This is a genomic window from Burkholderia sp. JKS000303 (genome assembly GCF_002563755.1).
Lineage (GTDB): Bacteria > Pseudomonadota > Gammaproteobacteria > Burkholderiales > Burkholderiaceae > Burkholderia > Burkholderia anthina_B.
The window spans coordinates 4,254,593-4,280,032 of sequence record NZ_PDBZ01000001.1 but is presented as its reverse complement, the minus strand read 5'-3'; the positions used below and the strand labels follow the sequence as shown (position 1 = coordinate 4,280,032).

Sequence of the window (25,440 nt, the reverse complement as noted above, 5' to 3'; positions counted from 1 at the left end):
GACAATTGGCCGCGGCGATCGCGCACCGGTTCTTGCACGTTCATTACGGCCGTTCGCGCGGACAATTTGCACGGATTTCGACCGATTGACGTTCAGGTGTTCGTAATAAGTGTCCTATCGATTCGTCGTTTGCTTTCGCGCACCTTTCGAGTGCATTCGATGTGTGCGCAACGCGGTGCGTCGGGGGTTCGTGCCTGTCACAGAACGGCCGTTCGATACCCGATACATTCAGTAAGTATCTTTTGCATTCGGCGGACATTTCGCGGCGATGGCCTCTGCGATACTCCGACCGTGCCTGTGGTGCCGGCCGCTCCTTGCGGCCCCAAGGGCTTCGCGTCGCTCCGGAGACACCCCCCGCGACGTCAACGACCGACCAAAAGCGTCAGATAGTCAGATAACCAGCCATGTCTTCTTCACGCATCCTCGCTCCCGCCCTGCGTTCGCTCGTCCGCACCGCCGACGAAGCCGCCGCGCTGATCCGTCCCGGCATGACCGTCGCCATGAGCGGCTTCACCGGCTCGGGCTATCCGAAGGCCGTGCCGGCCGCGCTCGCCGCCCACATCGACGCGGCGCACTCGCGCGGCGAGGACTTCCGGATCAACGTACTGACGGGCGCATCGACCGCACCGGAACTCGACGGCGCGCTCGCACGCACCAACGGCATCTCGATGCGCTTGCCGTACCAGTCCGACCCGACGTTGCGTGACAAGATCAACAACGGCGAAGTCGACTACCAGGACGTCCACCTGAGCCACGTCGCGCAGTACGCGTGGTTCGGGCTGTATGGTGAGCTCGACGTCGCGATCGTCGAAGTCGCGGGCATCCGCGAGGACGGGCTGCTGATTCCGTCCGCGTCGATCGGCAACAACAAGACGTGGCTCGAGCAGGCGAAGCACGTGATTCTCGAAGTCAACGCGCGCCAGCCGCTCGGCCTCGACGGGATGCACGACGTCTATTACGGTACCGCGCTGCCGCCGCATCGCAAGCCGATTCCGCTGACGAAAAGCGACGACCGCATCGGCGAGCCGTACCTGCGCTGCCCGGCCGACAAGATCGTCGCGATCGTCGAGACCGACGCACCGGACCGCAGCAATGCATTCTCCGCGCCGGACGCCACGTCGAAGCAGATTGCGCTGCAACTGATCGACTTTCTGCGCCACGAAGTGAAGCGCGGCCGCCTGCCGGAAAACCTGCTGCCGCTGCAGTCGGGGGTCGGCAACATCACGAACGCGGTGCTCGCGGAACTGAGTTCGGCCGGCTTCTCGAACCTGACCGCTTACACCGAAGTGATCCAGGACGGCATGCTCGACCTGCTCGACGACGGCACGCTGAGCTTCGCGTCGGCCACCGCGCTGTCGCTGAGCCCGGCCGCCGTGCAGCGTTTCGCCGACGAGATCGCGACGTTCCGCGAAAAGATCCTGCTGCGCCCGCAGGAGATCAGCAACCATCCGGAACTCGTGCGTCGTCTCGGCTGCATCGCGATGAACGGGATGATCGAAGCCGACATCTACGGCAACGTGAACTCGACGCACGTGATGGGCACGAAGATCCAGAACGGCATCGGCGGCTCGGGCGACTTCGCGCGCAACGGCTACCTGTCGTGCTTCATGTCGGCCAGTACCGCGAAGGGCGGCGCGATCTCGCGGATCGTGCCGATGGCGAGCCACGTCGATCACACCGAGCACGATGTCGCGGTGGTCGTCACCGAGCAGGGGCTCGCGGATCTGCGCGGCCTGTCGCCGAAGCAGCGCGCGCGCAAGGTCATCGCGACCTGTGCGCACCCGGATTACCGGCCGATGCTCGAGGACTACTTCGAGCGCGCGTCGCGCGAGAGCTTCGGCAAGCACACGCCGCATCTGCTCGCCGAGGCGCTGTCGTGGCACGAACGCTACGTGCGCACCGGCACGATGAAGGCCTGACCGAAGGTTTGATACGACGCACAGCGGGCGCGCGCGATGCGTGCGTCCGCCGTGCGGTCAATCCATCGCCGCGTGCGAGACGTCGACGCTCGCCGCTTTCTGCGGCGGGCGGATCAGCAGCAACAGCGGGATCATCAGCAGCGTCGCGACGAACATCAGCTTGAAGTCGTTCAGGTAAGCGATCATCGCGGCCTGCTGGTTGATCGTGCGGTCGAGCAGCGCGATGTCCAGATGGCTGCCGGCCATCGCCTGCACGGCCGGGTTGAACGGCGTGATGTGGGTCGCGAGGTCGGCATGCGCGACCTGCGTGTTGCGCGTCATCAGCGTCTGCACGATCGAGATGCCGATACTGCTGCCGATGTTGCGCATCAGGCTGTAGGTCGCCGTGCCGTCCGCGCGCAGTTCGGGCGTCAGCGTCGAGAACGACAGCGCGCTCAGCGGCACGAACACCAGCCCCAGTCCGAAGCCCTGGACCACGCCGGGCCACACGATGTCCGCCTCGGACAGCACGATCGTGTACTGCATCATCTGCCATAGCGCGAGCGCGGAAATCGCCAGCCCGGCGAGCAGCAGCGCGCGCGCGTCCACGTATTTCAATAATCGCCCGACGAACAGCATCGCGATCATCGTGCCCGCACCGCTCGGCGCGGTGACGAGGCCCGTCGTCGCGACCGGATAGCCCATCAGGTTCTGCAGCATCGGCGGCAACAGCGCGCGCGTCGCGTACAGCACCGCGCCGACGACGAAGATGAACAGCGTGCCGGTCGCGAAGTTCGGGTCGCGCAGCAATTCCGACTTGAAGAACGACGCCTTGCCGACGGTCGCCGTATGCACGAGGAAGAACGCGAAGCTGAGCGCCGCGACGAGCGCCTCGATGCGGATCTCGTACGAACCGAACCAGTCGAGCTGTTCGCCGCGGTCGAGCATCGCCTGAAACGCCCCGATCGCGAGCGCGAGCGTCGCGAAGCCGAACGCGTCGAATTTCACGTGCGGGCGCGGCGCGCGCGCGGGCAGGAAGGTCAGCACGCCGGCCAGCGCGAACGCGCCGATCGGCACGTTGATGAAGAACACCCAGCGCCAGTTGTAGCTGTCGGTGAGCCAGCCGCCGAGCGTCGGGCCGAGGATCGGGCCGACCATCACGCCCATCCCCCAGATCGCCATCGCCTGACCCTGCTTCTCGCGCGGGTTGATGTCGAGCAGGATGGATTGCGACAGCGGCACCAGCGCGGCGCCGAACACGCCCTGCAGCAACCGCGCGCCGACGATCTGCACGAGCGATTCGGACAACCCGCACAGCGCGGATGCGATCGTGAAGCCCGCGATCGAGATCGTCAGCAGCCGCTTCATGCTGAGGCGGTCGGACAGCCAGCCGGTCAGCGGCGTCGCGATCGCCGCGGCGACGATGTAGGAGGTCAGCACCCAGGTGATTTCGTCCTGCGACGCGGACAGCGTGCCCTGCATGTGCGGCAGCGCGACGTTCGCGATCGTGCTGTCGAGTGTCTGGATCAGCGTCGCGAGCATGATCGACAGGGTCAGCATCGGCCGATTGAGGGCGGGCGGCGAGGCGGCAGCGTCGGCGGCGGGGGGATTCAAGCGGTGTCTCCGTGGGGCGGTCGCCGTGGGCGGCGATCCGGTATGACCAGAATTATAAGCACGCTTATTATATTCGTGCTTATTGCCGCACCCGTACCAGGGAGGAGATGGACGGCTTGACCCTATAATCGCCCGATGGACAAGACCTACGAGAACCGGATTGGCTACCTGATCAGCGACGTGGCCCGTTTGCAAGGGCGCCTGTTCGACCGGCGCGCGAAGCGTATCGGGCTGACGCGCGCGCAAAGCCGCGTGCTCGCGTATCTCACGTGGAAGGGCGAGATGAATCAGGCGCGGCTCGCGGAATGGCTCGAGATCACGCCGATCTCGCTGACGCGGCTGCTCGACCGGATGGAAAGCTACGGCTGGATCGAGCGGATCGCGAACGACGACGATCGCCGCGCGTTCGTGATCAGGCTGACCGACAAGTCGCGCGCGATCTTTCCGCAGATGCTGGAAGTGAGCGATACCGTGTCCGACGACGGGTTGCGCGGGTTCACCCCCGACGAGCGCGACATGCTGGTGCGCCTGCTCGGGCGCGTGCGCCACAACCTGATCGACAGCGGCGGCGAATGACGCGGGCGTCCGTCAGGGCGCACCGTTTGGAACAACAATAAAGAGCACACTGAGAGATGACACAGGCACGACGCATCGGCCGGAAGACCCGGATTGCACTTTTCACCTTGCTCGCGCTGGTCCTGATCGTCGGGATCGGCATCGTGTGGCTCGCGCAGGACGACGACGCGCCCATGACGTTCGACGAGGCGATGGCGAAGGCGAAGCACGGCGACCCGGTCGGCGAGTACAACGTGGGCGTGATGTACGAGACCGGCAACGGCGTCGAGCGCAATGTCGACGAAGCCGCGAAGTGGTACAGGCGTGCGGCCGATCAGGGCGATTCGTCCGCGCAGAACAATCTCGGCACGCTGTACGAAGACGGCGCCGGCGTTCCGCAAAGTGCGTCGGAGGCCGTGGCCTGGTATCGGCGCTCGGCCGCGCAGGACAACGCGAGCGCGTGGGGCAATCTCGGCCGCGCGTACGAGGATGGTCGAGGCGTGCCGCAAGATCTGGCGGAGGCGGTGCGGTTCTACCGGCTTGCGGCCGAACATGGCTCGGCCAAAGGGCAATTGTTCCTCGGGATGATGTACGACGACGGCAAGGGCGTACCGCAGGATTACGCGGAAGCCGCGAAATGGTATCGACGGGCGGCCGAGCAGGACAACCCGAAGGCGCAGAACAGCCTCGGCTATCTGTACGACGTCGGGCACGGGGTGCGTCAGAGCGATACCGACGCATTCAACTGGTACCAGCGTGCCGCGGAACAGGGCAACGCGAACGCGCAGAACAATCTCGGCCTGATGTATGAAAACGGGCAGGGCGTGCCGAAGGATGCCGCCGAAGCGGTGAACTGGTACCGGCTGGCTGCCGGGCAGGGCATCGCGTCGTCGCTGTTTCACCTTGGCCTGATGTACTACTCGGGCAGCGGCGTCGACTACGACCCGATCGCCGCGAATGCGCTGTTCGGTCTGGCCGCGGCGGCGGGCCATACGCGTGCGCAGGCGTATCTCGATCAGGGCGCGAAACTCACGGCGCCGGCCGATATCGAGAAAGCCGCAAAGCTGAAGGCGGCCATGAGCCGGCCGGGCAAGCTGCTCGACGCGCTCGACCATTACGAGGAAACCGTGCAACGCAGCGACGGCGGGTGACGTCCCGATGGCCGCGCCGCTTCGATGGACGTGGCGCGCGCATTCTCCACCGGGCAGCGCCAGCGCGACCGTTTCCGGCCTGGCCCGTCAGCGACCCGATGCGGACAGCGCGACCGCAGCCAGATAAAGCCCCACTCCGAACACCAGATGCGTGACGATGCTGCGCCGGCGCGCGACGCCCGGCTGCGGCGTGCGTGATGCGGCGATGCCGAAGCCGAGTGCCGGCTGCATCACGAAGAACGGCACGATCACGCTGCCGAGTCCGGCGACGAGCGCGGGGAGCGGCGTCGGCGCGCCGATCCATTGCGCTCCGGCAAGCATGACGGGCAGCGTCGCGAACGCGATGCCGATCGCGTAATGCGCGATCCAGCCGAGCGTTCGTTCGCCCGGCACGGACGGGGCGGTGACGATCGACGCATGCCGGAACTGCCCGTGCATCATGTGGCCGAGCCAGCGGCCGACCAGCGCGTAATCGAGCGACGGCGTGCCGAATGCGCGTTTCCGGAACAGCGTCCACAGGTCCAGCAGGAGCGTGGCGCCAGTGCCGATCAGCAACACGTCGAGCAGGATATCGGGCGGGGTCATCGCGCGCCTCCGTGACAAACGGCGGCGGCTGCGCAGGGCAGCGGCAGGCGAGGCGGTTTCAGTGGGTTCATGGTGGTCAGCGCTTGTCTTCGTCGAGTGGAGCGACTATCTTGCAACTTCAAGTTAACTTGAGGTCAAGCATGAGTCGCCTGGACATTGCGGAGGTCGCGCGTCGCACGGGCTTGCCGGCGTCCACGCTGCGCTACTACGAGGAAAAGGGGCTGATCGTCCCGGCCGGTCGCCACGGGCTGCGGCGGCAATACGACGAGTCGGTGCTGGAGCGCCTTGCGCTGGTCGCGCTCGGCCGGGAGGCAGGATTTTCGCTCGACGACATTCTCGCGATGGTCGGCGTGGACGGCCGGCCCGCGATCGACCGGGCGAAGCTCGGCGACAAGGCCGATGAACTCGACCGCACGATTCGGCGTCTTGTCGCCGTGCGCGACGCGTTGCGGCACGCGGCCGTGTGCCCGGCGCCGAGCCATCTCGAATGCCCGTCGTTCCAGAAGCGGCTGCGCATCGTCGCGCATCGCCATCCGGCGCGCCGCACGAAGACGGAACGCGACTAATCGGCGCGGCGGCGCAACGCGTGCGCGGTCAGCGACCGGCCGGCTTCATCCCGCGTAGTACACGCGGCATTCCATCTCGCGTCCGCGCACGATGCGCTTGCCGACGAGCGTGCCGAGCGTTTCGGTGACGATCGTCCGCTGATGCTCGCATTGCAACGCATCGTAGAAGTAGAGCGCGACCCAGTCCGCCGTGCGAACGGCGTCCTGCGGGCGCGCGGGATACGGACACAGCGCGGTGAAATGCCAGCCGCCTTTCGTCATGTGCATCACCGGCGGCGACACGCTGACGTCCGCGTTCACGCGCCGGGGCACGAGCGTCGGCAGGATGCCGGCGGCGGCCTTGTTGCGATACAGGCGATCAATGTAAAGCAGCAGTTCGACGGGTGGCTCCGTGCCGGGGTCGGCGTTGCGCGCGTGGCCTTGCCAGCGGCGGCGCCGGGTCAGCACGTCGTCGAGCGCGACGCGGATGCCGGCCGCGCGGCGCGGGCCGACGCCCGCGATCGCTTCGAGCTGGCCGCTGCGGGCCGCGCGTTCCAGATCCTCGAGCGTGTCGATGTGCAATTGATCGTGAATCCGCAGCGCGAGCGCGTGGCCGATGCCCGGCACGGCTTCGAAGGCGGAGGCGCGCTCCGCTTCGCCGCGCAGCCGGTCGAGCAGGCGCCAGCGCCCGGTCACCAGCAGTTCAGCGATCGCCTGCGCGACGCCCGTGCCGGTCTCCGGCAGCGCGCCGAGCGCATCGACGCCGCCCGTGTCGAAGCGGGTGCGCAGGCCGTCGTCGAGCGACTCGATCGTGTCGGCCGACGCGCGGTAGGCGGCCACCCGATACGGGTTGGCGCCCTGGTCGGCAAGCAACTGCGCGGCTTCGCGCAGGCATGCCGCGATCTGCCGGTTTTCCTCGTTCGTCTCGCTGACGCTCGTCTGCATGGAGAGGGGCCCGGGAAAGCGCAAACGGAATGGACGCGGCGCGTCACGCGCCGGCCTGTCTTGCATTTCAGCACATTGTCACGGCAAGCGGCGAACAAAACTTGATGCGCTTGACATCCTCCGCCGCCTGAAGGCGGCGGATTCCTGCCGCGTCTGAGACGATGATGCTTATCTCAGAGCGCCTCGGCGGGTTCCTGCTTCACGGAGCGGCCTGACTGCACCGGCTCTCCACAGGCTGCAACGCGGTGTCCCCGCGCCAGTATGTTGATCGCACCGACCACATCGGCATGCTCCTCATGACCGCACGCGACGCAGCGGAATGCGGCCTGCGTCTGCCGGTTTTCCGCGCTCGCGTATTCGCAGGCCGGGCACGTGCGACTCGTATTCGCCGGCGGCACGGCAATGAGCCAGCCGCCGTTCCACGCCAGCTTGTAGTCCAGCTGACGACGAAATTCGAACCAGCCCTGATCGAGGATGGCTTTGTTCAGGCCGCACTTGGCCCGAACGTTTTTGCCCGGCGCATCGGGGCTGCCAGCCACCGTCTTCGACATGTTTCGTACCTGCAAGTCCTCGATGCACACCATCGCGTGGTTTTGGCTGATCGTGGTCGTGGCTTTGTGCAGGTAGATCGGGCCATTGTATGCGTGGCCCACAAGCGAGAGTCAAGCCATTCGACGTGGTCGCGTCTTTCTGATCCGTGTGCATGTGGTCTTCCTGACCACAAGCACCGGCGCAATGTGCTTACCACGGAGATGCTGAACGACATGCGCAGCATCTTCGCCAGTGTCTGTCTGGACTTCGAATCCGAACAGGTGAAGTTCGATGGTGCGGACGGCCATGTACACCTGCTGGTGCACTACCCGCCCAAGGATTCCGTGTCGTCGCTGGTGAACAGCTTCAACGGCGTCTCAAGTCGCATGAACCGGCAGAATGCGCCCACATTCGGAAAAAGTCGTGGGGCGGGGCGCTGTGGTCTCCGTCTTGCTTTGCGGGAAATTGTGGCGGAGCGCCTATCGAAATCGTCCGCCAATACATCGAACAGCAAAAAAACCGCATTAGCAGCCGCAAAGGACGCCTACGGCGTCCGCGCTATCCTTCCTCGTCCTGAAGAACGAGGTTTGACGCGCATTCAGATCAATGGCAAACGTTGCGCGTGCCGCAACCGGGTCGCGCGCGGCGCTGTCGCGTGCGTGCCGGGACGCAGCACGAACGCGCGGCCACGCGCTGCGGCCGGTTACGCGTCGAGGAACGCGTGCGCGCCTTCGGCCTCGGCGGCCGTGCGCAGCGTCGCGAGTGCGCGCTTCTCGATCTGCCGCACGCGTTCGCGCGACATCCCCGCGTCCTGCGCGATCGCGTCGTAGGTGTCGGGCTCGGCGCCGCCGAGACCGAACCGCCGGCGCAGCACGTCGGCCTCGGCCGGCGTGACGGAGCGCAGCAGCGACGTCACGCATTCGCGCATGCGGGTGTTCGCCAGGCGCTCGAACGGGCTCGCCGACGCCTGATCCTCGATCAGGTCGACGAGGCCGGTGTCCGTGTCGGGCATCGGCGTGTCGAGCGACAGCGGCTCCGCGGGCAGCGCGAGCACGGCGCGCAGCTTGTCCTCGGCCATCCCGGTTTCGGCGGCGAGCTCGGCCGGCGTCGCGCGACGGCCCGTGCGCTGGTGGAACCGCAATGCATGCCGCTGCACGCGCTGGTACTGGTCGCCGACGTGCACGGGCACGCGGATCGTGCGCGAGCGGTCGGCGACCGCGCGTGCAACCGCTTGCCGAATCCACCAGGTCGCGTAGGTCGAGAACTTGAAGCCGCGCCGGTATTCGAACTTCTCGATCGCCCGCATCAGGCCCAGGCAGCCGTCCTGCACGAGGTCCGGCAGTTCGATGCCGCGGTTCATGTACTTGCGCGCGATCGACAGCACGAGCCGCAGGTTCGCTTCCAGCATCGCGCGGGTGCCGTCGCGTACTTTCTGCTGACCGTCGCTCAGCGCCGCGCCGAGCGCCCGCCGCGCGACCGTGTCGAAGCACGCGGCGTCGCGGCCGGCGGGCGTGTCCGGCGTGTCCAGCGCGGCGTCGGCCCGCGTGGACGCGAGCGTACGCAAGACGCGGCTTGCGTCATCGACGGCCGGTGCAACCCACGCGAGCGTATCGAGCAGCGCGGCGAGCTGGTTGCGCGCGTCGCGGTATTCGGCGGAACGGCAGCCGTGCGCGTGCAATGCGCCGCGCACGGCCGCGACCGCGTCGAGCAGCGTGTCGTAGCGCGCGGGGGCGGGCGTGTCGGCGTCGCCGTCCTTGACGTCAGCGCTTTCGTCGCCGGCCGCGTCGGTTGCGCCCGTTGTACCGTGACGCGCGAGCAGCACGTCGACCGCCGCCGGACAACCGGCAAGCGCATGCAGGATCTGATAGTGGCCCGTTTCGATTTCGCGCGCGAGCACGATTTCGTCTTCGCGCTTGAGCAGCGGCACGGCATGGATGCGCCGCGTGTAGAGCGCGAGCGGATCGGTCGACGCGCTCGTGCCGCGGGCGAGATCGCCGAGCAGCGCGCGACCCTCGTCGAGCGCGTCGCGATCGACGTCGACCGGCGCTGCGCCCGCGAACGGCACCGGCGCGGCCGGCTCGTCGAGCACGGCAATGCCGATGTCCGCCAGCGCGGCGCGCACGACGTCCAGCGCGTCGGGGCTGTCGCTTTCGGGCGGCAGCGCGTCGACGAGGTCGGCGTGCGTCAGATAACCCTGCTCGCCGGCAAGGGCCAGCAACTGGATGATCGGATCGAGGGGCGTGTCCGCCCGGAGTGTGGGGCGTGGCGTAGTCATGTCGATGGCGGCGCGAGCCGCGTTCCTGTCTGGGCGGGCCGAAGTCCGCGGGTTTCAGGCTGCCGGTGCCCGCGAACGCCCGTCCGCGCCGGAAGTCTGACTAGGTTCAAGTTGAGGGCATTTGCGCGAACTTCAACGTCGGCGCGGCAGACGCGCGAGCACGTGGCGTGCCCGCGGCAGCCGGAACCGTCGTTCGGTGCGGGAAACAAAAAGTAACCGATCATACCCGCGGAAATATGCAGGGGACGTAAGCTAGAGGCAGGCGCGCGCCACGCGGTGGCGCAAGGATTCCTGCGGAGCAATACATGAACGCTATCACTGCCGCGCGGCCGATCGCCATGGCGCTGGCCATGCTGACGCTGAGCGGCTGCTATTACACAGGTCCGTACGGTTATGGACCGTATTACGCACCCGTGCCTGCCACGGTAACGCAGCGCGAGTTTGTACCGGCGAGCCCGACACCGTCCGTCTCGTCGGCGCCTGCTGCGCCGACCGTGCCGGTCGCGCCGCCGCCGGCGGACGATTACGCGCAGGCCCCGGCCTATGCCGCGCCGGCCTACGCGCCGTACCCGGCCTACTATCCCGCGTATTACCCGGGCTGGTACGGCCCGCCCGTCACGATCGGCCTCGGCTTCTGGGGGCACTGGGGCGGCGGATACCGGGGCGGATACTGGCGCCGTCCGTGGGGCGGCGGCCACTGGGGTGGCGGACATTGGGGTGGTGGCCATCGACACTGACCGACGCGCGGCGGCACCGCGCGGGAGAGCATCATGAGCAATACCATCATTCGAAGTCTGTGCGCCGTTCTCTTTGGCATCGCGGTCGTACCGGGCATCGCCGACGCACAGAGCAGCGCCTACACGAACTCGGGGGCCGAACTGTATGCCGGGCCCGCGCCCGATTACCCGGTCGTCGCACAGATCCCGCCCGGCACCGCGCTGGACGTGTTCGGCTGCCTGAGCGACTACTCGTGGTGCGACGTCGCGCTGCCGGGCGTGCGCGGCTGGATCGACGCGGAGCAACTCGACTACCCGTACCAGGGCAACTACGTGCCGTTGCTCCAGTACGGCGCGATCATCGGCGTGCCGATCACCGGCTTCGCGATCGGCGCGTACTGGGATCGCTACTACCGGAACCGGCCGTGGTTCCATGACCGCGATCGCTGGGAGCATCACCCCGAGCCGCGGGTCGGCCCGGGAGGCATGCCGCCGGCGCAGGGGCGCCCGCAGCCGGGCGGCCCGATCCTGCACGCCCCGGGTGGTGCGCCGCCAGTCCAGCATGATGCACGGCCGTCGGCTACGCGCGGCGGCTGGAACGGCCCGAACCGTGCGCCGGCACCGATGCCGATGCCGGGTGCCCCCGGCAATGCGCGTGCGCCGAGCCCGCCGCCGGCTGCGCCGAACGGCGGGCCCCGGATCGGCGGTTTCGGCGCACGGCCGCAAGGCGGCGGAAACGGAGGAGGAAACCACGGCGGCGGCAACCACGGCGGTGGCGGTGAAGGCGGCCACGGCGGGGCCGGCGACGAATTCCGTCATTGACGACCGATCGCGCCGATACCGGCGCCGGACGCAAAAAAGCCGCTCCGGGGAGCGGCTTCCTGATCAGGCGGGCGGGCCGTTCGCACGGCCCGCCGTCTTGCATCAGTCGTCGAGCAGCGACAGGTCGCGCACGGCACCCTTGTCGGCCGACATCACGAGCTTCGCATAGGCCTTCAGCGCCGCGGACACCTTGCGCGGGCGCGGTTGCGCCGGCTTCCAGCCCTTCGCGTTCTGCTCTTCGCGGCGGCGCGCGAGTTCCTCGTCCGACACCAGCACGTCGATCGTGCGATTCGGGATGTCGATGCGGATCTTGTCGCCGTCGCGCACGAGGCCGATCGCGCCGCCCGCTGCCGCTTCCGGCGAGCAATGGCCGATCGACAGGCCCGACGTACCGCCCGAGAAGCGGCCGTCCGTCAGCAATGCGCAATCCTTGCCGAGGCCCTTCGACTTGATGTAGCTCGTCGGGTACAGCATTTCCTGCATGCCGGGACCGCCCTTGGGGCCTTCGTAGCGCACGATCACGATGTCGCCGGCCTTGACCTTGTCGTTCAGAATGTTCTCGACTGCTTCGTCCTGCGATTCGGTCACGTGGGCCGAGCCCTCGAACACGTGGATGCTCTCGTCGACGCCGGCCGTCTTCACGACGCAGCCGTCGAGCGCGATGTTGCCGGTCAGCACGGCGAGGCCGCCTTCCTTCGAGAACGCATGCTCGTACGAGCGAATGCAGCCTTCGGCGCGATCGACGTCGAGGCTCGGCCAGCGCGTGTTCTGGCTGAACGCGACCTGCGTCGGGACCCCGGCCGGGCCGGCGAGGTAGAACGTGCGGACCGCTTCGTCCTGCGTGCGGACGATGTCCCACTGGTCGAGCGCATCCTTCAGCGTCGGCGCGTGCACGGTCGGCACGTCGGTGTGCAGCTTGCCGGCGCGCTCGAGCTCGCCGAGGATCGCCATGATGCCGCCGGCGCGGTGCACGTCTTCGATGTGGTACTTGTTCGTGTTCGGCGCGACCTTGCACAGCTGCGGCACGATGCGCGACAGGCGATCAATGTCCTTCATCGTGAAGTCGATGCCGGCTTCCTGCGCGATCGCCAGCAGGTGCAGGATCGTGTTGGTCGAACCGCCCATCGCGATGTCGAGTGTCATCGCGTTTTCGAACGCCTTGAAGCCGACCGAGCGCGGCAGCACGCGCATGTCGTCCTGCTCGTAGTGCTGGCGCGTGAGTTCGACGATGCGGCGGCCGGCGCGCTTGAACAGCTGCTCGCGATCGGCGTGCGTCGCGACGACCGTGCCGTTGCCGGGCAGCGACAGGCCGAGCGCTTCGGTCAGGCAGTTCATCGAGTTCGCGGTGAACATGCCCGAGCACGAACCGCAGGTCGGGCAGGCCGAGCGTTCGACTTCGGCGACGTCCGCATCCGAATACGACTGGTCGGCGGCGATCACCATCGCGTCGACGAGGTCGAGCTTCTTCAGTTCGACGGTCTTGGTCACCGGGTTCGCGAGGCGCGTCTTGCCGGCTTCCATCGGGCCGCCCGACACGAAGATCACCGGGATGTTCAGGCGCATCGCGGCCATCAGCATCCCCGGCGTGATCTTGTCGCAGTTCGAGATGCAGACCATCGCGTCCGCGCAGTGCGCGTTCACCATGTACTCGACCGAGTCGGCGATGATGTCGCGGCTTGGCAGCGAATAGAGCATGCCGTCATGGCCCATCGCGATGCCGTCGTCGACGGCGATCGTGTTGAATTCCTTCGCGACGCCGCCCGCGGCTTCGATTTCGCGCGCGACGAGCTGGCCGAGATCCTTCAGGTGCACGTGCCCCGGCACGAACTGCGTGAACGAGTTGACGACCGCGATGATCGGCTTCGAGAAATCGTCGTCTTTCATGCCGGTGGCGCGCCACAGCGAGCGCGCACCTGCCATGTTGCGGCCGGCGGTGGAGGTTTTGGAACGGTATGTGGGCATGGTGATGGCTGAAGAAATATCGCGGAAAAGGGTGGAGGCACGGGAATAAAGGCCTCTCTCGCGCCCGTGCGAACAACCTCTTGAGCTGCGCCCAGGGCAAACCCGTCGATTATCCCACAGCCGATGCGGCTGTGGCGCCCGCGGGGCGGGCAATGCGCCGGATACGGTGCGCGCAGGCGGGGCGCGGGCAGCGCCGGACGGCGCGGCAGGCGGCGGCCGCACCGCCGTTCCGCCGACGATGGAGGCCGCCGCCGCGCACGCGTCAGTCGAGCAGCGCCAGGATTTCGTCGTACAGCGCCTGCGGAATCCGCACGCCGTTCGCGATGCTGCGCGCGCGGGCGTCGAAGCGCCGTTGCGACGGCAGCCGCGCGCCTTGCCCGGTGATCGCGCCGAACATCCGCTCGCCGCGCGCGAGGCCCGCGTCGAGATCGTCGCCGAGGAACACCTTCGGGTCGAACGCGATCACGAGTTCGCCGTGGCACGGCGTCGCGCCGACGCCTTCGTCGAAGTCCATCGACTCCTGGCTCGTCATGTCGCCGATCAGCGCGCCGCCGAGCAGCTCGACCATCGCCGCGAGCGCCGACCCCTTGTGACCGCCGAACGTGCGCATCGCGCCCTGCAGCGCGGCCTTCGGATCGGTGGTCGGCTGGCCGTCGGCATCGATCGCCCAGTGCGGCGGGATCGCCTTGCCTTGCTTCGCGTGCAGTTCGATGTCGCCGCGCGCGATCGCGCTCGTCGCGAAGTCGAATACGTACGGCACGCCGTCCGGGCGCGGCCAGGCGAACGCGATCGGGTTCGTGCCGAACACCGGCTCGCGGCCGCCTTCCGGCGCGACCCAGCTATGGCTCGGGTTCATCGCGATGCCGACCAGCCCTTCGGCGGCGATCGCTTCGACCTCGGGCCACAGCGCCGAGAAGTGGTAGCAGTGGTTGATCGCCATCGCGGCGATCCCGTGCTGCTTCGCCATCTCGACGAGCACCGGCAGGCCGGTTTCGAAGCTCAGCAGCGAGAAGCCACGATGCGCGTCGACCGCGACGATCGACGACGACAGCCGGCGCAGCGTCGGCACGGCCTGCGGATCGACCTTGCCTTTCTTCAGCGAGCGCACGCACACGAGCAGCCGGTACACGCCATGCGAGTGGCACTCGTCGCGCTGGCCTTGCGTGATCACGTTGGCGATCGCCTGCGCATGCGCATCGGACATCCCGTGGTGCGTCAGCACCCGCAACGCGAGTGCGTGCACGTCATCGAGCGACAGGACGACTTCGGCGAGCGGCTCAGACATCGCGCGCTTCCCGCGGCGCGGGTACGCCGTCGATGCGTTGCGGCACGTTCAGCGGATTGCCGTTGCGGATCGCGTCGGGCAGCAGGGCGTCCGGCACGTCCTGGTACGACACCGGGCGCACGAAGCGCTCGATCGCGCGTGCGCCAACCGACGTCGTGCGCGTGTCGGACGTGGCCGGGAACGGGCCGCCGTGCACCATCGCGTGACCGACCTCGACGCCCGTGCCGAAGCCGTTGACGAGAATGCGGCCGGCCTTGCGCTCCAGCGTCGGGCGCAGCGTCGCGAACAGCGCGGCATCGCCGTCGGCGAGATGGGCGGCGATCGTCAACTGGCCTTCGAGCGATTTCAGCACGCGATGCAGCGTGTCGGCATCCGGGCAGCGGACGATCAGCGAGGCGGGGCCGAACACTTCGTCACGCAGTTCCGGGTGGGCGATGAACGCGTCCGCCGAGGTTGCGAACAGCGCCGCGCGCGCCTGGTAGCGACTGCCTTCCACGCCTTCCGCGAGCAGCTCGACCTTGTCGTGCGCGCGCAGCGAGGCAACGCCTTGTGCGTAGCTCGCGTGAATGTGCGGCGTCAGCATCGTCTGCGCGGCGGTGGCCTGCGCGGCGGTGGCGGCCGCGGCTTCGAATGCGCGCAGCGCGGGGCCGTCGATCGCGAGCACGAGGCCCGGGTTCGTGCAGAACTGGCCGGCGCCGAGTGCGAGTGACGCGACGAACTGCGGCGCGATCGTGTCGTGGCGCGCGTCGAGCGCGGCCGGGAACAGCAGCACCGGGTTGATCGAGCTCATCTCCGCGTAGACCGGAATCGGCTCGTGGCGCGCGGCCGCGATGTTCATCAGCGCGACGCCGCCGCGGCGCGAGCCGGTGAAACCGACGGCCTTGACGCGCGGATCGGCGACGAGCGCCTGGCCGATTTCGCGCGACGCATCGAACAGCAGCGAGAACACGCCGGCCGGCAGCCCGCATTCGCGCACCGCTTGCTGGATCGCGCGACCGACGAGTTCGGACGTGCCCGGATGCGCGGAATGCGCCTTGACGATCACCGGGCAGCCGGCCGCGAGTGCCGATGCGGTGTCGCCGCCGGCGACCGAGAACGCGAGCGGGAAGTTCGACGCGCCGAACACGGCGACCGGCCCGATCGCGACGTTGCGCAGGCGCAGGTCGACGCGCGGCAGCGGCTTGCGGTCCGGGCGGGCCGGGTCGATGCGCGCATCGACGTAACCGCCGTCGCGCACCAGCGATGCGAACAGCGCGAGCTGGCCGACCGTGCGGCCGCGTTCGCCTTCGACGCGTGCGCGCGGCAGGCCGGTTTCGGTGACGCAGCGCTCGATCAGGTCGTCGCCGAGCGCCATGATGTTGCGGCCGATCGCGTCGAGGAACGCCGCGCGTTGCTCGGGGCTCGTTTCGCGGTACGTGTCGAACGCGTCGTCGGCGAGCGCGCAGGCCGTCTCCAGGTCTTGCAGGCTCGCGCCGCCGAACGCGGGTTCGAGCGTTTCGCCGGTCGCGGCGGCGATTGCATTGAGGGTGCCGTTCTGTCCGGCGATGGCCGACTGGCCGATCAGGAGCTGACCTGTGAGTTGCATGGTTTTCCTCGAAAAATGCGGGGCCGGGCGTGATGCGCCCGGCCGGAGTGAGAAGGGGGAAGAGGGGCGTCAGCCTTCGTCGTCTTCGAGCTGAAGCTTGTCGGAACGGATGCCGGTGTTGGCACCCCAGTAGTAGATGACGAGCGCGACGGCCGCCACGACGGCCGTGTCGTACGGATGCGCGAGCTGGCCGGTGCCGCCGAAGCCGCCGAAGTACGACAGCACGATCATCGCGGCGTAGAACGCGATCAGCCATGCCGACGAACGGACCTGCTCGGCGAGGCTCAGGTGCGCGGTCGGCACCCAGCGGCGGCATGCGAGATAGATCACGAACATCACGATCTGCAGGCCGAGCAGCCAGGACACCGTGCCCCAGCCGGACCAGTAGACGATCAGCGCGGCGATCACGAACGATGCCGGGCCGGTGATGCCGAACGCGACCGCGCGGAACGGCCGCGGCAGGTCGGGGGCGGTGCGGCGCAACGCGGCGACCGACACGGGCGCGACCGCATAGCTCAGCACGAGCGCGGCCGACACGATGTTGATCAGCGCTTCCCACGACGGGAACGGCATCGTCCAGAAGATCGCGAGACCGAACGTGAGCCAGAGGCCCGCGCGCGGGATGCCCGACGCTTCGTCGACGCGCGTGAACACCTTGAAGAACGTGCCCGTCTTCGCCCAGCCGTAGACGACGCGCGGCGTCGCGTTCATGTAGATGTTGCCGCAGCCGCTCGGCGAGATCATCGCGTCGGCGACGACCATCACCGCGAGCCAGCCCACGCCGAGTGCGAGCGCGATGTCGCGATACGGCAGCGAGAACGACTTGCTCACGTCGTGCCAGCCGGCGGCGAGCATGTCGGTGGGAATGCTGCCGATGAACGCGAGCTGCAGCAGCACGTAGATCAGCGTGGACAGCAGGATCGACAGGAGCAGCGCGATCGGGATCGTGCGCTGCGGATTGCGCACTTCGCTCGCGACCGACACGATCGGCGTGAGGCCGAGGTACGCGAAGATGATGCCGCCGGCCGACACGGCCATCTCGATACCCGGCATGCCGAACGGCGCGAAGCCGTGCACGGTCAGGTTGGCGGGCTTGAAGAACGTGAACAGCACCGCGATCACCGACAGCGGCACGATGAACTTGAAGATGCTGATGATGTTGTTCGCCTTCGCGAACGTCTTCACGCTCGAATAGTTCAGGTAAAAGAAGAAGCAGAGCAGCCCGGCCTGCAGGAGCCAGCCGAGCGTGGTCGGGTCGCTCGAGCCAGCCTTGGTCAGGCTCGGAAACCAGGCGGCCGCGTACTGGCGCGCGGCGACCACTTCGATCGCGATCAGGCTCGAGAACGCGATCAGCGTGATGAAGCCCATCAGGTAGCCGAGCAGCGGGCCGTGCGAGAACACCGGGTAGCGGACCACGCCGCCCGCGCGCGGCAGCGCGGCGCCGAGTTCGCAGTAGACGATGCCGAGCAGCAGCACCGAGAAGCCGCCGAGCAGCCACGAGAAGATGCCGGCCGGGCCGGCGATCGTCGACACGTGACTCGCGGCGAACAGCCAGCCCGAACCGAAAATCGCGCCGAGCCCGATGAACGTCAGGTCGGTCAGCGACAACTGCTTCTTGAACTTGCCGTGACCTGCGTCGGCGGACGCCGAGCCGGACATCGGGACGGACGAGTGTGTGTTGCCTTGGCCTGGCATGGGTTTGTCTCCTGGGTAATTTCGGGGCAGGTGCGGTTGCGCCGCGCGCTCACGGAGCAGCGGCGCACACCTGCCGGCCGGCGTGCGACCGGTGCGAGCGATCGGGGCGGGTCGCGGGGCCGTTCATGCGCTGCCGGAGGCGGTGACGCAACGAGCGGGCCCGGACGGGCCGTGCCGAACCGGACGTGACGACGCGACGGGGGGAAGCCGCTGCGCCGCCGAGGGGAAATCGATCGGCGCAATCCGCGCGGTCAGCGGTTCACCCGGTGCTGTTCGGCGCGGTGCGCGGCGTCGAAAGCGATGGAAGAGCCCGGTGCAACCCCGTTGCTGATGACGGGAAAAACTCCGGTCCGCTGGATGGCGTTTCGACTCACTGCAATCTCCTGCTTCGTATCGTTCGACGACAGGCGCGTCGACGTGCAACCAGTATCGCCGTGCAAACACCCATCACGCTTGAGCCGTATCGCGGAGCAAAATGACGAAATCGGCATAGTGCCCGGACGGGCCGCGAAAGGTGCTCCGCACTGTGCCGATTTCGTCGCCGTCCTCATCGAAAAGCCACAAGCGGACGGACGCGCGACGGAGGAAGCTATGCTCCTTTCCCCACTTCGGACGGCTCATGATGAAGCGCATCCAGATCATCGATTCGCACACGGGCGGCGAACCCACGCGGCTCGTCGTGTCCGGTTTCCCCTCGCTCGGCAACGGCACGATGGCCGAGCGCCGCGACGTGCTCGCGCGCGAACACGATCGCTATCGCACCGCGTGCATTCTCGAGCCGCGCGGCAGCGACGTGCTGGTCGGTGCGCTGCTGTGCGAACCGATGTCGCCGGAAGCGGCGGCCGGCGTGATCTTCTTCAACAACAGCGGTTATCTCGGGATGTGCGGGCACGGCACGATCGGCGTCGTGCGCACGTTGCATCACATGGGCCGCATCGAGCCGGGCGTCCACCAGATCGAAACGCCGGTCGGCACCGTCGAGGCGACGCTGCACGACGACCTGTCGGTCAGCGTGCGCAACGTGCTCGCGTATCGCCATGCGAAGGGCGTCGCCGTCGACGTGCCGGGTTACGGCCCCGTGAAGGGCGACATCGCGTGGGGCGGCAACTGGTTCTTCCTGATCAGCGATCACGGCCAGCGCGTGGTGGGCGACAACGTCGCCGCGCTGACCGCCTATTCGTCGGCGGTGCGTGCAGGGCTCGAACAGGGCGGCATCACCGGCGCGAACGGCGGCGAGATCGACCATATCGAACTGTTTGCCGACGATGCGGAACACGACAGCCGCAGCTTCGTGCTGTGCCCGGGCCACGCATACGACCGTTCGCCGTGCGGCACCGGCACGAGCGCGAAGCTCGCGTGCCTCGCGGCCGACGGCAAGCTCGAACCGGGCGTCGTGTGGCGGCAGGCGAGCGTGATCGGCAGCGTGTTCCAGGCGAGCTATGCGCAGGTCGACGGCGGCATCGTGCCGACGATTCGCGGCAGCGCGCACCTGAGCGCGGAAGCCACGCTGCTGATCGAGGAAGACGATCCGTTCGGCTGGGGCATCGTGTCGTGAGCGAAACCAGGACCGACGTCGTCGTGATCGGCGCCGGCATCGTCGGCGCGGCATGCGCGCATGAACTCGCGCAGCGCGGGCTGCGCGTGCTCGTCGTCGACGACGCGAGCGGCGGTGCCACCGGCGCCGGCATGGGCCATCTCGTCGCGATGGACGACAACGCGGCCGAGCTCGCGCTGAGTCATTACTCGATCGAGCTGTGGCGCTCGCTCGCCGGCGAGATGCCGGACGGCTGCGCGTACCGCAACTGCGGCACGCTGTGGCTCGCGGCCGATTCCCACGAGATGGACCTCGCGCGCGCCAAGCAGGCGACGCTCGCCGCGCACGGCGTGGCGGGCGACCTGATCGACGCGGCGACGCTCGCGCGGCTGGAGCCGATGCTGCGTCCCGGTCTCGGCGGCGCGCTGAAGATTCCCGGCGACGCGATTCTGTATGCGCCGGTTGCCGCGAGCTGGCTGCTGCAGCGCGCACCGGGCATCACGTTGCGGCGCGACCGGGCTGTAGCAGTCGACGGCCCGAGCGTGACCCTCGCGAGCGGCGACACGCTGCGCGCGGAACGCGTCGTCGTCGCGAACGGCGTCGCGGCGCGCACGCTGTTGCCCGAACTGCCGCTGCGCCCGAAGAAGGGCCACTTGCTGATCACCGACCGTTATCCGGGCCAGGTGTCGCACCAGCTCGTCGAGCTCGGCTATGCGGCCAGCGCGCATGCGAGCGACGGCACGTCGGTCGCGTTCAACGTGCAGCCGCGGCCGACCGGCCAGTTGCTGATCGGTTCGTCGCGCCAGTTCGATACCGAGGACGCGCGCATCGAGCCGCCCGTGCTCGCGCGCATGCTGCGCCGCGCGGTCGGCTACCTGCCGGATCTGGCCGACCTGAACGGCATTCGCTCGTGGACGGGCTTCCGCTCCGCGAGCCCCGACGGCCTGCCGTTGCTCGGCGAGCATCCGGCGCGCCCGGGCGTGTGGCTCGCAGTCGGGCACGAAGGGCTCGGCGTCACGACCGCGCCGGGCAGCGCGCGGCTCGTCGCCGCGTTGATGGCCGGCGAGCGTCCGCCCATCGACATCGAACCATATTTGCCGGGACGTTTCCTGACGACGTCCCCCGTAGCCGGAGCGCTGACATGAAACGACCCCCACGCTCACTTCGTTCGCTTGGGGGGACGCAGTCCCCCCATCCCTCGATGGCCGATTCCCGTATGTGCCGGGCGGCCCGGCGGAGGCTGACATGATCATTCATCTGGACGGCCGCGCGCTGACGGTGGCCGACGGCGCGACCGTCGCGGCTGCCATCGCGGCGAGCGGCGACGATACGACGCGCGTGTCGTGCACGGGGGCGGCGCGTGCGCCGTTTTGCGGTATGGGTATCTGCCAGGAGTGCAAGATGACGATCGACGGCCGCCGTCGTCTGGCTTGCCAGACGCTGTGCCGCGACGGGATGCAGGTGGAGCGCACGCGATGAAACAGGAACGACTGAGCGTCGACGTCGCGATCGTCGGCGCGGGCCCGGCCGGGCTGTCGGCCGCACGGGCCGCCGCGCGAAGCGGCACCACGATCGCGATCATCGACGACAACCCGCGGGCGGGCGGGCAGATCTGGCGCCAGGCGGCGGCCGCCACACCCGTGCCGGCCGCCGCGGAACGCCTTGCCGTGTTGCGGCTGCCGAACGTGACCCATCTGGCGGCCACGCGCATCGTCGCCGAAACGCAGCCGGGCACGCTGCTGCTCGAGGACGACGAGCGCGGGCTTCTGCTCGAATTCCGCACGCTGATTCTTTGCTGCGGCGCGCGCGAGCTGCTGCTGCCGTTTCCGGGCTGGACGCTGCCGGGCGTTACCGGCGCGGGCGGCCTGCAGGCGCTGATCAAGTACGGCCTCGACGTGCGCGGGCAGCGCACGGTGATCGCCGGCAGCGGTCCGCTGCTGCTCGCGAGCGCGGCGACGGCCCGTCAGGCCGGCGCGCAGGTGTCGCACGTGCTCGAACAGGCGGCGTGGGGCGACGTGGCCGGTTTCGGCGTGGGGCTGTGGCGCTGGCCGGCGAAGGTCGCGCAAGCCGCGAAGCTCGTCACGGCAGCCTATCGGCCCAATGCGCACGTCGTCGAGGCGTTCGGCGACAAGCGGCTCGAACGCGTGCGGATCCGGCAGGGCGAGCGCGAATTCGAGGTCGACTGCGACCGGCTCGCGTGCGGCTTCGGTCTCGTGCCGAACACCGTGCTGCCGAGCCATCTCGGTTGCCGGATCGACAGCGGCGCGGTGGCGGTCGACGTGCATCAGCGCACGAGCCGCGACGGGTATTTCGCGGCAGGCGAGTGCACGGGCGTCGGCGGCAGCGAACTGGCGATGGTCGAAGGCGAAATCGCCGGCTATGCGGCGACCGGGCAGACGGCGCCCCTTGCCGCGCTGGTCGCGCAGCGCGCGCGCTGGCAGTCGTTCGCCGACGCGGTGCGCGAGCGCTTCGCGATCCGCGAGCCGATCCGCCGGCTCGCGCGGCCCGATACGCTGCTGTGCCGGTGCGAGGATGTGCGTTTCGATGCGGTTGCGCCGGCGCCTGGCTGGACGGCCGCGAAACTGCAGACGCGCTGCGGGATGGGCGCATGCCAGGGCCGCGTGTGCGGCGCGGCCGCGCAGGCGCTGTTCGGCTGGACGCCGCCGGTGCCGCGCACGCCGCTCGTGCCCGCGCGGGTCGGCACGTTGATGCTGGACGACACGGCATCCTGCGACGGCGCGTGACGCGCGACGGCGAAGCGGCCCCGTTCAGGCGGGCCGCTTCGCCGCTTACTCCTCCTTCACCTTCTCCCATCCGCCCACCTGCGGCGCCGCACAGGCGCGCAGGCATTCGATCGCGGCCGCGACGGCCGCGCGGTTCGCGCTGTCCGGATGCCAGTACATCGACACCGCACCCTGGCCCTCGAGCTGCATCGGCAGGATGCGGATCGCGTTCAATTGTTCGAAGCGCCGCGCGGCACGATGCGACGCGACGCCCAGCAGATCGGTGTTGTTCAGCAGCGTGAGGTTGAGGATCGACGAATTCGATTCGACGCAGTGCGGCGGCTGCACGCGGCCGGCGGCCGTCAGCGCGACCTGCAGCGCGTTGTGCACCGGCGTGCCGGGCGGCCAGACGATCCACGCGTACGCGAGCACTTCGTCCCAGCCGATGGACGCCGTGCCGACGAGCGGGTGATCGGGCCGCGCGACGAACACCACCGGATCGACATACAGCGCCTCGGCGTGCAGATGCGGATCGACGGACGCGGACCCTGAGCGGCCCAGCACGATGTCCAGTTCGCCGCGCGCGAGCTGCGGCATCAGCTGGTTCATCGTGCTCTCGGCGAGCCGCACCTGCGCGCGCGGCATCCGCTTCAGCAACTGCGACACCGCGAGCGGCACCGTATCGGCGGCCGCGACGCCCGACGTGCCGATCGTCACGAGGCCGCTGCCGCCTTCACGCAGCGCGGCCATGTCGTCGCGCGCGACGTCGAGTTGCGCCTCGACGCGGCGCGCGTGCTCGATCAGCGCTTCGCCGTACGGCGTCGGCCGCAAGCCGCGCGCGTGCCGCTCGAACAGCGGCAGCCCGACATCCTCCTCCAGCTCCTTCAGCCACTTCGACAGCGCGGGCTGCGTGGTCGCGAGCGCGGCCGCCGACTGGCTCAGGTTGCCCGTGCTGGCCAGGCTCAGCAGCACCTGCAGATGCCGCAATCGCAGCCGGTAGGTCCAGTCCATCGCGTGCTCCGTATCGGAAGATATATCCAAAACAATATGGATTAGATGATTTCGCCATTTTACTGGGTATGGCTGCGTCGAATATAAATTCGTCAACGGGCCGCCGCACGCGGTCTTCGACCGAACACCGCGCCGACCGCGATCGGCCGCCTCAAGGAGACATCATGACCAGCCGACACCCCGATACCACGCGCGCCGAGTACTACGCACGGATCGCCGAGCAGCGCCTCGCGCCGCTGTGGGAGTCGCTGCACAACCTGGTGCCGAAGACGCCGCAGCCGGCCGCGCAAGCCGCGATCTGGAAGTACGCGCAGGTGCGCGACCTGGTGATGCAGGCCGGCAACGTGATCAGCGCGGAAGAGGCCGTGCGCCGCGTGCTGGTGCTGGAGAATCCGGGGCTGCCCGGCAAGTCGAGCATGACGCCGAGCCTGTACGCGGGCCTGCAGCTGATCCTGCCGGGCGAGATCGCGCCGAGTCACCGGCATACGCAGTCGGCGCTGCGCTTCATCGTCGAAGGCAAGGGCGCGTGGACCGCGGTGAACGGCGAGCGCACGACGATGCATCCGGGCGACTTCATCATCACGCCGTCGTGGGCCTGGCACGACCACGGCAATCCGTCCGTGGAAGACGGCGGCGAGCCGGTGGTATGGCTCGACGGTCTCGACATCCCGCTGGTCCGCCACCTCGACGCCGGTTTCGCGGAGAACTACCCGCAAGCCGAGCAGCCCGTCAGCCGCGCGGAAGGCGACAGCTTCGCGCGCTTCGGTCACAACATGGTGCCGGTGCGGCATCGCGCGAGCGATCCGACGTCGCCGATATTCAGCTACCCGTATGCGCGCACCCGCGAGGCGCTCGATGCGCTGTACCGCAACGGCGAACTCGACGCGTGGGACGGCGTGAAGCTGCGCTACGTGAACCCTGCGACGGGCGGCTGGCCGATGCCGACGATCGCCACCTTCATGCAGTTCCTGCCGGCCGGTTTCGATGGCCGCGCGTATCGCAGCACCGACGCGACGATCTACTGCGTCGTCGAAGGCAGCGGCACCGCGCACATCGGCGACGACGCGTTCGCGTTCGCGCCGCACGACATCTTCGTCGCGCCGTCGTGGGCGCCGGTGCGGCTGTCGGCGTCGTCCGACAGCGTGCTGTTCAGCTATTCCGACCGGCCCGTGCTGTCCGCGCTGAACCTGCTGCGCGAAGCGCGCGACTGACGCCGCGGCTGTTCCCGTTCGTTCCGATTCGTCTGGTGCGCCGCACGGGCGGCGCGCATTCCTTCATTCATGCCTACGCTGGAGCCGTTCATGACTTACGTTTTCCCGCCCGAAGCGCCGGTGGCGCTTCCCGTCGCCGGTAGCGACGCCTGTTTCGCCGTCCGCCGCGTGTACTGCGTCGGCCGCAACTATGCCGCCCATGCACGCGAAATGGGCTTCGATCCCGATCGCGAACCGCCGTTCTTCTTCTGCAAGCCGGCCGATTCGATCGTGCCGGTCGCGTACGGCGAAACGCTCGAACTCGCGTATCCGTCGCAGACGCAGAACTACCACTACGAAGCCGAGCTGGTCGCGGTGATCGGCAAGGGCGGTTCGGACATTCCGCTCGAGCAGGCACTCGAGCACGTGTGGGGCTATGCGGTCGGTCTCGACATGACGCGCCGCGACCTGCAGATGAAGATGCGCGAGATGGGCCGGCCGTGGGAAATCGGCAAGGCGTTCGACCGCTCCGCGCCGATCGGGCCCGTGCATCCGGCGAGCGAAGCCGGCCATTTCGAGCAGGCCGGCCTGTGGCTGACCGTCAACGGCACGACGAAGCAGAAGAGCGACGTGTCGCACCTGATCTGGTCGGTCGCGGAAACGGTCGCCGACCTGTCGAAATTCTTCCGCCTCGAACCGGGCGACGTGATCTTCACCGGCACGCCCGAAGGCGTCGGCGCGGTGGTCAAGGGCGACGAGATGAAGGTCGGCGTCGAGCGTCTCGGCGAGCTGACCGTGCGTGTGGTCTGACGCGCGTT

The 25,440-nt window shown here is 68.4% G+C and carries 21 protein-coding genes and 2 pseudogenes; 13 read left to right on the top strand and 10 right to left on the bottom strand.

Annotated elements, in window-relative coordinates:
* The first annotated feature begins 404 nt into the window (after positions 1–404).
* On the top strand, positions 405–1,919 hold the full coding sequence (locus BX604_RS20050) for an acetyl-CoA hydrolase/transferase family protein (RefSeq protein ID WP_098552333.1): 1,515 nt from the start codon (positions 405–407) through the stop codon (positions 1,917–1,919).
* 57 nt (positions 1,920–1,976) lie between these two features.
* Here BX604_RS20050 and BX604_RS20045 read toward each other — a convergent pair whose 3' ends face one another.
* A complete protein-coding gene (locus BX604_RS20045; RefSeq protein ID WP_098552332.1) occupies positions 1,977–3,458 on the bottom strand; it encodes a DHA2 family efflux MFS transporter permease subunit in 1,482 nt (493 codons plus the stop codon).
* A gap of 189 nt (positions 3,459–3,647) precedes the next feature.
* On the opposite strand from BX604_RS20045, the gene BX604_RS20040 reads away from it, so the two are divergent.
* Both BX604_RS20040 and BX604_RS20035 read left to right on the top strand, forming a co-directional pair.
* Entirely contained in the window at positions 3,648–4,088 is a 441-nt protein-coding gene (locus BX604_RS20040) for a MarR family winged helix-turn-helix transcriptional regulator (protein WP_098552331.1), read from the top strand.
* Positions 4,089–4,144: 56 nt separating this feature from the next.
* Positions 4,145–5,218 (top strand): tetratricopeptide repeat protein, encoded by a 1,074-nt coding sequence (locus BX604_RS20035; RefSeq protein WP_098552330.1) that lies wholly within the window; start codon positions 4,145–4,147, stop codon positions 5,216–5,218.
* Between the two features lie 87 nt (positions 5,219–5,305).
* Here BX604_RS20035 and BX604_RS20030 read toward each other — a convergent pair whose 3' ends face one another.
* Complete coding sequence (locus BX604_RS20030; protein WP_098552329.1) at positions 5,306–5,803, bottom strand: DUF2938 domain-containing protein; 498 nt, start codon at positions 5,801–5,803, stop codon at positions 5,306–5,308.
* A 140-nt stretch (positions 5,804–5,943) separates the two neighbouring features.
* Here BX604_RS20030 and BX604_RS20025 point away from each other — a divergent pair, with 140 nt between their 5' ends.
* Entirely contained in the window at positions 5,944–6,369 is a 426-nt protein-coding gene (locus BX604_RS20025) for a helix-turn-helix domain-containing protein (RefSeq protein ID WP_098552328.1), read from the top strand.
* A 45-nt stretch (positions 6,370–6,414) separates the two neighbouring features.
* Here BX604_RS20025 and BX604_RS20020 read toward each other — a convergent pair whose 3' ends face one another.
* Positions 6,415–7,293: a helix-hairpin-helix domain-containing protein gene (locus tag BX604_RS20020; RefSeq protein ID WP_098552327.1), complete on the bottom strand. Its 879-nt coding sequence runs from the start codon at positions 7,291–7,293 to the stop codon at positions 6,415–6,417.
* Between the two features lie 173 nt (positions 7,294–7,466).
* A pseudogene (locus BX604_RS20015) lies at positions 7,467–7,919 on the bottom strand (RNA-guided endonuclease InsQ/TnpB family protein); the annotation flags it as partial.
* 10 nt (positions 7,920–7,929) lie between these two features.
* Between BX604_RS20015 and tnpA the strand changes: the two are divergent.
* Positions 7,930–8,401 (top strand): annotated as a pseudogene (gene tnpA / locus BX604_RS20010) (IS200/IS605 family transposase).
* A gap of 126 nt (positions 8,402–8,527) precedes the next feature.
* On the opposite strand, the gene BX604_RS20005 reads toward tnpA, so the two are convergent.
* On the bottom strand, positions 8,528–10,099 hold the full coding sequence (locus tag BX604_RS20005) for a sigma-70 family RNA polymerase sigma factor (RefSeq protein ID WP_098552326.1): 1,572 nt from the start codon (positions 10,097–10,099) through the stop codon (positions 8,528–8,530).
* 305 nt (positions 10,100–10,404) lie between these two features.
* Here BX604_RS20005 and BX604_RS20000 point away from each other — a divergent pair, with 305 nt between their 5' ends.
* On the top strand, positions 10,405–10,836 hold the full coding sequence (locus BX604_RS20000; protein WP_098552325.1) for a hypothetical protein: 432 nt from the start codon (positions 10,405–10,407) through the stop codon (positions 10,834–10,836).
* A gap of 33 nt (positions 10,837–10,869) precedes the next feature.
* Positions 10,870–11,637 (top strand): SH3 domain-containing protein, encoded by a 768-nt coding sequence (locus tag BX604_RS19995; RefSeq protein ID WP_098552324.1) that lies wholly within the window; start codon positions 10,870–10,872, stop codon positions 11,635–11,637.
* A gap of 102 nt (positions 11,638–11,739) precedes the next feature.
* Here the strand turns inward: BX604_RS19995 and ilvD are convergent, their stop codons facing one another.
* The 4 genes from ilvD to BX604_RS19975 all read right to left on the bottom strand — a co-directional run bounded on the left by ilvD (position 11,740) and on the right by BX604_RS19975 (position 18,164).
* Positions 11,740–13,599: a dihydroxy-acid dehydratase gene (gene ilvD / locus BX604_RS19990; RefSeq protein ID WP_098552323.1), complete on the bottom strand. Its 1,860-nt coding sequence runs from the start codon at positions 13,597–13,599 to the stop codon at positions 11,740–11,742.
* 262 nt (positions 13,600–13,861) lie between these two features.
* Positions 13,862–14,884: an Ldh family oxidoreductase gene (locus BX604_RS19985; protein WP_098552322.1), complete on the bottom strand. Its 1,023-nt coding sequence runs from the start codon at positions 14,882–14,884 to the stop codon at positions 13,862–13,864.
* On the bottom strand, positions 14,877–16,469 hold the full coding sequence (locus BX604_RS19980; protein ID WP_098552321.1) for an aldehyde dehydrogenase (NADP(+)): 1,593 nt from the start codon (positions 16,467–16,469) through the stop codon (positions 14,877–14,879). The genes BX604_RS19985 and BX604_RS19980 overlap by 8 nt, the downstream gene beginning before the upstream one ends.
* Before the next feature lie 69 nt (positions 16,470–16,538).
* Complete coding sequence (locus BX604_RS19975; RefSeq protein ID WP_098552320.1) at positions 16,539–18,164, bottom strand: APC family permease; 1,626 nt, start codon at positions 18,162–18,164, stop codon at positions 16,539–16,541.
* A gap of 622 nt (positions 18,165–18,786) precedes the next feature.
* On the opposite strand from BX604_RS19975, the gene BX604_RS19970 reads away from it, so the two are divergent.
* From BX604_RS19970 to BX604_RS19955, 4 genes are all read left to right on the top strand, one after another.
* Positions 18,787–19,719 carry a 4-hydroxyproline epimerase gene (locus BX604_RS19970; RefSeq protein ID WP_098552976.1) on the top strand — a complete coding sequence of 311 codons (933 nt, stop codon included), beginning with the start codon at positions 18,787–18,789 and terminating at the stop codon, positions 19,717–19,719.
* Positions 19,716–20,843 carry an NAD(P)/FAD-dependent oxidoreductase gene (locus BX604_RS19965; RefSeq protein ID WP_098552319.1) on the top strand — a complete coding sequence of 376 codons (1,128 nt, stop codon included), beginning with the start codon at positions 19,716–19,718 and terminating at the stop codon, positions 20,841–20,843. The genes BX604_RS19970 and BX604_RS19965 overlap by 4 nt, the downstream gene beginning before the upstream one ends.
* Before the next feature lie 100 nt (positions 20,844–20,943).
* The gene (locus tag BX604_RS19960; RefSeq protein WP_098552318.1) at positions 20,944–21,177 is read left to right on the top strand and encodes a 2Fe-2S iron-sulfur cluster-binding protein; all 234 of its coding nucleotides are present in this window, start codon (positions 20,944–20,946) and stop codon (positions 21,175–21,177) included.
* Entirely contained in the window at positions 21,174–22,442 is a 1,269-nt protein-coding gene (locus BX604_RS19955; RefSeq protein WP_098552317.1) for an NAD(P)/FAD-dependent oxidoreductase, read from the top strand. The genes BX604_RS19960 and BX604_RS19955 overlap by 4 nt, the downstream gene beginning before the upstream one ends.
* A 45-nt stretch (positions 22,443–22,487) precedes the next feature.
* Here the strand turns inward: BX604_RS19955 and BX604_RS19950 are convergent, their stop codons facing one another.
* Positions 22,488–23,432, bottom strand: coding sequence for a LysR substrate-binding domain-containing protein (locus BX604_RS19950; protein ID WP_098552316.1), 945 nt, complete (start codon positions 23,430–23,432; stop codon positions 22,488–22,490).
* 164 nt (positions 23,433–23,596) lie between these two features.
* On the opposite strand from BX604_RS19950, the gene gtdA reads away from it, so the two are divergent.
* Both gtdA and BX604_RS19940 read left to right on the top strand, forming a co-directional pair.
* The gene (gtdA, locus tag BX604_RS19945; protein ID WP_098552315.1) at positions 23,597–24,643 is read left to right on the top strand and encodes a gentisate 1,2-dioxygenase; all 1,047 of its coding nucleotides are present in this window, start codon (positions 23,597–23,599) and stop codon (positions 24,641–24,643) included.
* A 90-nt stretch (positions 24,644–24,733) separates the two neighbouring features.
* The gene (locus BX604_RS19940) at positions 24,734–25,432 is read left to right on the top strand and encodes a fumarylacetoacetate hydrolase family protein (RefSeq protein WP_098552314.1); all 699 of its coding nucleotides are present in this window, start codon (positions 24,734–24,736) and stop codon (positions 25,430–25,432) included.
* The last annotated feature ends 8 nt before the right edge of the window (positions 25,433–25,440 follow it).

Bases quoted from the DNA above. Each gene is read 5' to 3' on its own strand.
- BX604_RS19975 (WP_098552320.1), bottom strand. From the start codon at position 18,164: ATGCCAGGCCAAGGCAACACACACTCGTCCGTCCCGATGTCCGGCTCG.
- BX604_RS20025 (WP_098552328.1), top strand. From the start codon at position 5,944: ATGAGTCGCCTGGACATTGCGGAGGTCGCGCGTCGCACGGGCTTGCCG.
- BX604_RS19955 (WP_098552317.1), top strand. From the start codon at position 21,174: ATGAAACAGGAACGACTGAGCGTCGACGTCGCGATCGTCGGCGCGGGC.
- BX604_RS19995 (WP_098552324.1), top strand. From the start codon at position 10,870: ATGAGCAATACCATCATTCGAAGTCTGTGCGCCGTTCTCTTTGGCATC.
- gtdA (WP_098552315.1), top strand. From the start codon at position 23,597: ATGACCAGCCGACACCCCGATACCACGCGCGCCGAGTACTACGCACGG.
- BX604_RS19970 (WP_098552976.1), top strand. From the start codon at position 18,787: ATGAAGCGCATCCAGATCATCGATTCGCACACGGGCGGCGAACCCACG.
- BX604_RS19985 (WP_098552322.1), bottom strand. From the start codon at position 14,884: ATGTCTGAGCCGCTCGCCGAAGTCGTCCTGTCGCTCGATGACGTGCAC.
- BX604_RS19940 (WP_098552314.1), top strand. From the start codon at position 24,734: ATGACTTACGTTTTCCCGCCCGAAGCGCCGGTGGCGCTTCCCGTCGCC.
- BX604_RS20035 (WP_098552330.1), top strand. From the start codon at position 4,145: ATGACACAGGCACGACGCATCGGCCGGAAGACCCGGATTGCACTTTTC.
- BX604_RS20005 (WP_098552326.1), bottom strand. From the start codon at position 10,099: ATGACTACGCCACGCCCCACACTCCGGGCGGACACGCCCCTCGATCCG.
- ilvD (WP_098552323.1), bottom strand. From the start codon at position 13,599: ATGCCCACATACCGTTCCAAAACCTCCACCGCCGGCCGCAACATGGCA.
- BX604_RS19960 (WP_098552318.1), top strand. From the start codon at position 20,944: ATGATCATTCATCTGGACGGCCGCGCGCTGACGGTGGCCGACGGCGCG.
- BX604_RS19980 (WP_098552321.1), bottom strand. From the start codon at position 16,469: ATGCAACTCACAGGTCAGCTCCTGATCGGCCAGTCGGCCATCGCCGGA.
- BX604_RS20030 (WP_098552329.1), bottom strand. From the start codon at position 5,803: ATGACCCCGCCCGATATCCTGCTCGACGTGTTGCTGATCGGCACTGGC.
- BX604_RS20050 (WP_098552333.1), top strand. From the start codon at position 405: ATGTCTTCTTCACGCATCCTCGCTCCCGCCCTGCGTTCGCTCGTCCGC.
- BX604_RS20045 (WP_098552332.1), bottom strand. From the start codon at position 3,458: ATGCTGACCCTGTCGATCATGCTCGCGACGCTGATCCAGACACTCGAC.
- BX604_RS20040 (WP_098552331.1), top strand. From the start codon at position 3,648: ATGGACAAGACCTACGAGAACCGGATTGGCTACCTGATCAGCGACGTG.
- BX604_RS20020 (WP_098552327.1), bottom strand. From the start codon at position 7,293: ATGCAGACGAGCGTCAGCGAGACGAACGAGGAAAACCGGCAGATCGCG.
- BX604_RS19950 (WP_098552316.1), bottom strand. From the start codon at position 23,432: ATGGACTGGACCTACCGGCTGCGATTGCGGCATCTGCAGGTGCTGCTG.
- BX604_RS20000 (WP_098552325.1), top strand. From the start codon at position 10,405: ATGAACGCTATCACTGCCGCGCGGCCGATCGCCATGGCGCTGGCCATG.